We start from the raw sequence: 6,020 nt of genomic DNA on the forward strand, positions 1-6,020 counted from the left end.
TATGTGTTTGATGACGGTGGTTTGAGAAACTGATAAAACACGAGCTGTATCGCGAATCCCACTCCCATTTAAGGCCATATCAATGATCTTCTTCTTGACTTCGGGAAGATGCCCCTGATAGCTATAGTCCAAGATGAAGGTATAAGTTAAACAGGATGTGTTGTGACACGCGTAGCGTTGCTTACCTTGATTCGTTTTTCCGCGTTTTTTGACGTGATCCGAACCACATTGCGGGCATAGCACTGAGATCTCGGCCATACTAATAACCTTATAAAAAGCAAATATCTATATTATGCTACAGATTTTACGGATAAACCACGTCTAGAGCACTACCTCCTCTTGGTCCTACGGCAAGACTCAGGGATTCAATGGGCCCGTGAGCGAGGCCGCTGCATTTCGGTATGCGACAGCCCTCAATCATCTACTGCGCAGCGGATCAGAGCAACGCGTCCTGATCGGTGATAGCTGGACGGTCTTCTGGGCCGAGCGCCCTCACGACCTGGAGACGGCGCTTCCGAATCTGTTCGGGGAACCAAAAGCCGATGATCTAGAATTGGGCAAGCGAGACATTGCAACCCTATACCGAGCCGTCAATTCTGGCAATTTCATCGTCGGCGATGCCGAAGACCGCGTTCACGTTCTTGGCCTTTCGCCCAGCGCTGCACGAATCACCATACGCTTCTGGGAAACAGCGCCTGCAATAGAACTTGCTCGGCGCGTGCACCAACATTTCGAGGATCTGCGCATCGTGCGGAGATCGATCGATCTTGAGCATCTATCTCTCTACCAACTCTTGCAAGCTTGCTCGCCGAGAGGCGAATTGGACAACCTTCCCCCGAGTCTTGGTGGACAACTGGTAGGCGCCGTCCTGTCTGGACTGCCATACCCTGTCACGCTTCTCAATGCGGCAGTTCAGCGCTGCCGAGCGGCCGTCCGTAAGACGCGAACCGATGAGAAAGTGACTTACGCCCGTGCCGCCGCCATCAAAGCTTGGCTCTGCCGCGAGTATCGGCGCGTCGGGCCATCATCGAGCCCAAACGACAAGGAGCTGCAGCCCATGCTCGATTTATCGAATGCCAATCCTGCCTACCGCCTGGGGCGCTTGTTTGCCACTCTGGAGAAGATCCAAGAGGATTCCAGCCCTGGCATCAATGCCACGATCCGCGACCGCTTTTACGGCGCTGCCTCCGGCACGCCTGGCACCGTCTTCCCGACCCTGTTGCGGCTCAAGAACCACCACCTCGGCAAACTTGTTAAAGGACGCGCGATCCAGATGGAGCGCCTCATTGCCGAGATCATGGACGGGCTGAATGACTTTCCTGCCCACATGCTGATGTCGGACCAGGGCCGCTTCGCTATTGGCTACTACCACCAGCGACAGGCATTTTTCACCAAGCGCACCAATGCTCCTGAAGGCAAGGCCAACGGAACAGACGCCACGGAGACCGACCAATGATGAGCGATGCACAACACAACGACAACGCAATGCACAACCGCTACGACTTCGTGCTGTTGTTCGACGTGCACGACGGCAATCCTAACGGCGACCCGGACGCGGGCAATCTACCGCGGCTCGACGCGGAGACCGGCCAGGGACTTGTGACCGACGTGTCGCTGAAGCGCAAGGTGCGCAACTTTGTTGGCCTGACCAAGCAACAGCCCGGAGGCAAGTTCGAGGATGGCTTCGACATCTACGTCAAAGAGAAGGCCGTACTCGGTCACGCGCATGTTGAAGCGTTCAAGAAGCTCGACATCAGCCTGGGAGAAGAAAAGACCGTCGATGTCCCGGAGGATCTTCAGGAAGTGGTGCGGGATATGGCGCTACCGGACGGTATCGAGCCTGTCACCGATGAAGAAGGGCAGCTGTCACTCAAGCTCGCTGCGGTGCTCGACAAGGCCGAGGTCACTCAGTGGCTAAAGGACACGCCAGATCTGGACAAAAAGGCCGCAAAGCTGATTGAGCAGGCCGTGAAGGGCGCCAAATCCCGCAAGCCCACCCGCGACGAAACCGAGCGCGGCCGCACCCAAATGTGCCGAGACTTCTATGATATCCGTACCTTCGGTGCCGTGCTGTCGCTAAAAACTGCTCCCAACTGCGGCCAAGTGCGTGGACCTGTGCAGTTGACCTTCGCGCGCTCCATCGATCCCATCAGTGCCGCTGAGCACTCCATCACCCGCATGGCCGTCGCCACCGATGCGGAGGCTGAGAAACAGCAGGGGGGCAATCGCACCATGGGCCGTAAGCACACCGTGCCCTATGGGCTCTATCGCAGCCATGGGTTCATCTCCGCGTTTCTAGCGAGAGACACTCAGTTCAGCCAAGCGGATCTCGAGCTCTTCTGGGCTGCGCTGCAACAGATGTTCGAGCACGACCGCTCTGCTGCTCGCGGGCAAATGGCAACCCGTGGACTCTATGTCTTCAAGCACGACTCCGAGCTCGGCAATGCCCCCGCGCACAAACTGTTCGAGTTGATCCGCATCCAGCGGAAGAACCCTGCTGCACCTTCGCGCGCGATTTCGGATTACCTGATCGAAACGCCGCCAGCCGGTCGCCTCGTGGATTTTCCAGGTGTCGAACTGTTGAAACTGGTCGAATGAGGCTACGTGATGACTGACTGGGACAAACATATCGTCGTCGACGAAACGGTCCTCGCCGGCAAGCCCTTCGTTCGCGGAACGCGCATCGCCGTGGGCCTGCTGATGAACCGGCTCGCGGACGGCTGGACCATTGATGACATCCTCGCTGCTTATCCCCAGTTCACGCGCAAGGACATTCTTGCGGCCATTGGCTTCTCCGCCGAGTCATTGCTCGCATCAAGGACTTGAACAGCAAGAGAGGTCAGGCGTCGCCATGGAAGAATTATCTGATCCCATCGCTATCTCCGCGCTTCAGCATTGGGGTTACTGTCCGCGTCAATGCGCCCTGATCCACCAGGAACAGGCCTTTGCGGATAACGTTCATACAGCAAGGGGGCAGGCCGTTCATCGGCTCGTTGATCTGCCAGGCGACGTTAACAAGGCTGGCATCAAGATCGAGCGGGCGCTGCCGCTCTGGTCTGAGCGTCTGGGTCTGATCGGTAAAGCGGACCTCGTCGAGGTGCATCCGGACGGTACCAGGTTCCCTGTTGAGTTCAAGCACGGCCGCAAGCGGCGAGCATTGCATGACGATCTGCAGCTTGCCGCACAAGCGATGTGTCTGGAAGACATGCTCGGTCGCCCCGTTCCTAAAGGAGCGATCTACCATGCATCCAGCCGCCGCCGCAGGGAGGTCGAGATCAGCTCAACGCTGCGCGACAAAGTGATTAAGACGATCGCGGCCATCCGCGCCATGCTGATAGCGGAGCGTCTTCCTCCTCCAGCCAACGATGCCCGCTGTCCAGCCTGCTCACTGATCGAGCTCTGTCAGCCCGCGCTAGTGGCCAACTACGCTCAGCGAGTCGCTGACCTCGGTGATCTCTACGACATGGAGGGTAAGGTATGAGCCTGTATCAGATCGAGAACACCCTCTATGTCATGACGCCCCAGGCGTACGCGCATCTCGACAATGGCACCGTGCGCATTGATGTCGAGCGCGAGACCAAGCTCCGAGTCCCGCTGCATCATGTCGGCGGCATGGTGTGCTTTGGCAATATCTTGGTATCGCCGGCCTTGATGCATCAACTCGCCGACGAAGGCCGCGCCTTGGTTCTGCTGGATCGCTTCGGCCGATTCAAGGCTCGGCTTGAGGGTCCGGTGTCCGGCAACATTCTGCTGCGCCGTGCCCAGTATCGCGCGGCCGACGACAAGGCATTAACCCTGATTTTGGCGCGCGCCTTGTTACTTGGGAAGCTCCGCAATAGCCGAACGCTGCTGCTGCGGGGCGCTCGCGAAGCTGCGGAAGACGCAGATGCCGAAAAGCTGAAAAGAATGGCGGCCAACCTTAACGCTGCGGTGCGCTCGTTGGCAAAGGCCGCCGATCTTGATGCCCTGCGCGGCATTGAGGGTGAGGCGGCACGTGGGTATTTCAGCGCAATCAACCATATTGTCAAGCCAAAGCTCCGTGAGCATTTTCAACTGAATGGACGCACCCGTCGTCCTCCTCGCGATCGGTTCAACGCGTTGCTTTCGTTCTTATATTCGATGTTGATGAACGATTGTCGCTCGGCCGTCGAGGCGGTCGGACTCGACGCACAGCTCGGCTTTCTGCACGCAGTGCGTCCAGGCCGTGCGGCTCTCGCGCTTGATCTCCAAGAGGAGTTTCGCGCTGCCCTAGCGGATAGACTTGCGCTTGCCCTCATCAATCGCGGACAGCTCAGCCGGAAAGATTTTGAAGAACGAGACGGCGGCGCTGTGCTCCTGAACGATCAAGGTCGACGCGCCGTTGTCACTGCTTGGCAGGAGCGCAAGCAGGAAGAGATCCAGCATCCCTTGTTAGACACCAAGGTTCCCATCGGTGTGCTGCCATTGCTGCAAGCGCGCATCCTCGCGCGCACGCTGCGCGGTGATATTCCTGCTTACTCGGCCTTTCTAACACGTTGATTCCTCGAGTTCCTCGAATTTAAAGCACGCTCGGCATACCGGAGGCATCATGCTCGTTATCGTTACCTACGATGTGTCCACAGTGACGCCGGCAGGCCGAAAGCGGTTGCGCCGAGTCGCCAAGGCCTGTGAGCGCTATGGGCAACGGGTGCAGAAATCGGTGTTTGAATGTCAGGTCAATGATATGCAGTTCGAGGAGCTAGAGCGGCAACTGCTTGGCGAAATCGACGCCGAGGTCGACAACCTTCGCTTCTATCGTCTGACTGAGCCCCATCATCTAAGGGTAAAGCAGTACGGTGTCTTTCGCTCGGTAGACTTCGAAGGTGCTCTCGTGGTCTGAGCCGCGCGAACCTGGAGTGGGCTCACAAACGCGCATCTTTCGCGAAAATGCTAACGCTATGATTTTTAAGTACAATATTTCGTAGTGGCCGTGAGATTGCACCATTGGTTCTGCTGTAAGATTGCTGTTCGCGCGAAGATTGAAAAATCTGCAGCAAAATCTATGACTTATGCATGTGCGGCATCGCCCGGCAAGTCAGCCGGGCGCGGATTGAAACTGCTATGAGGTTGGCATAACGGGTGGCTCCTGCGGCATCGCCCGGCAAGTCAGCCGGGCGCGGATTGAAACCCGTCGTAGGAACCGCGTTCCGCGCTCCGAGTAAGCATCGCCCGGCAAGTCAGCCGGGCGCGGATTGAAACCACGATTGGAATGCCTGCCCCGCATGATCAACCGCGCATCGCCCGGCAAGTCAGCCGGGCGCGGATTGAAACTGGCAATTCGAGCGCGCCGGCGGTGTCGCTGGCGTGGCATCGCCCGGCAAGTCAGCCGGGCGCGGATTGAAACACCAGCCTCGGGCTCAAAGCCGATCGCAACCCGAGCATCGCCCGGCAAGTCAGCCGGGCGTGGATTGAAACGCCAAGGCACCCGGCGACCGACCACCGAGCGCCCGCATCGCCCGGCAAGTCAGCCGGGCGCGGATTGAAACGTACAGCGCGAGGTGTCCGGCCGCATGTGTCAGGAGCATCGCCCGGCAAGTCAGCCGGGCGCGGATTGAAACGCCGATGACTCGGTCCTGAGCACGGATACGCTGACGCATCGCCCGGCAAGTCAGCCGGGCGCGGATTGAAACAGCGTGCTCTAGGTAGTATTTGCCGCCGGCGTCTTGGCATCGCCCGGCAAGTCAGCCGGGCGCGGATTGAAACGCGGAGCAAGTCAATGTCCTCGTTGATGCGCTCAAGCATCGCCCGGCAAGTCAGCCGGGCGCGGATTGAAACTTTTTCGTAACCGTTCACGGCCTCTTGAACCCGAAGTAGCTGACCCTTTTGGTCCTAGACTCAGAGTCGAGATCCGGTTAATGTTGGCGCATGCATCCGTTCATGCACGCGGTACAAGGCCGGCGCTGTTCGCCCGCGCTCAGGTTGATCACACGGTGCGATGACACCTGAGCAGGCACAAGCGATCTATGCGGCCGGAGAGCAGGCGGTTATCGAGCGCCTGTGTG

Annotated in this window: 6 protein-coding genes, 1 pseudogene and 1 CRISPR repeat array; of the genes and pseudogenes, 6 read left to right on the forward strand and 1 reads right to left on the reverse strand. The window is 58.4% G+C overall.

Annotated features, from left to right (window positions below; genetic code table 11):
* Positions 1-258, reverse strand: a 258-nt coding sequence (locus CKO42_RS25470; protein ID WP_200251747.1) for an IS1 family transposase, incomplete at its 3' end; no start/stop codon positions are given.
* A gap of 94 nt (positions 259-352) precedes the next feature.
* Here CKO42_RS25470 and cas8c point away from each other — a divergent pair.
* From cas8c to cas2, 6 genes and pseudogenes are all read left to right on the forward strand, one after another.
* Positions 353-1,456 (forward strand): annotated as a pseudogene (cas8c, locus tag CKO42_RS25475) (type I-C CRISPR-associated protein Cas8c/Csd1); the annotation flags it as partial.
* 50 nt (positions 1,457-1,506) lie between these two features.
* The gene (gene cas7c, locus CKO42_RS25480) at positions 1,507-2,598 is read left to right on the forward strand and encodes a type I-C CRISPR-associated protein Cas7/Csd2 (protein ID WP_476737488.1); all 1,092 of its coding nucleotides are present in this window, start codon (positions 1,507-1,509) and stop codon (positions 2,596-2,598) included.
* A 9-nt stretch (positions 2,599-2,607) separates the two neighbouring features.
* The gene (locus CKO42_RS25485; RefSeq protein WP_200251732.1) at positions 2,608-2,826 is read left to right on the forward strand and encodes a DUF433 domain-containing protein; all 219 of its coding nucleotides are present in this window, start codon (positions 2,608-2,610) and stop codon (positions 2,824-2,826) included.
* A 25-nt stretch (positions 2,827-2,851) separates the two neighbouring features.
* Complete coding sequence (gene cas4, locus CKO42_RS25490; RefSeq protein ID WP_200251740.1) at positions 2,852-3,481, forward strand: CRISPR-associated protein Cas4; 630 nt, start codon at positions 2,852-2,854, stop codon at positions 3,479-3,481.
* Positions 3,478-4,518 (forward strand): type I-C CRISPR-associated endonuclease Cas1c, encoded by a 1,041-nt coding sequence (cas1c, locus tag CKO42_RS25495; protein WP_242479701.1) that lies wholly within the window; start codon positions 3,478-3,480, stop codon positions 4,516-4,518. The genes cas4 and cas1c overlap by 4 nt, the downstream gene beginning before the upstream one ends.
* Before the next feature lie 49 nt (positions 4,519-4,567).
* Positions 4,568-4,858 carry a CRISPR-associated endonuclease Cas2 gene (gene cas2 / locus CKO42_RS25500; RefSeq protein WP_200251745.1) on the forward strand — a complete coding sequence of 97 codons (291 nt, stop codon included), beginning with the start codon at positions 4,568-4,570 and terminating at the stop codon, positions 4,856-4,858.
* 180 nt (positions 4,859-5,038) lie between these two features.
* Positions 5,039-5,793: direct repeats of the CRISPR family, unit length 37 nt; unit sequence GCATCGCCCGGCAAGTCAGCCGGGCGCGGATTGAAAC.
* Positions 5,794-6,020: the final 227 nt, after the last annotated feature.

It is taken from the genome of Lamprobacter modestohalophilus (assembly GCF_016583905.1).
GTDB classification, from domain to species: Bacteria; Pseudomonadota; Gammaproteobacteria; order Chromatiales; family Chromatiaceae; genus Lamprobacter; species Lamprobacter modestohalophilus.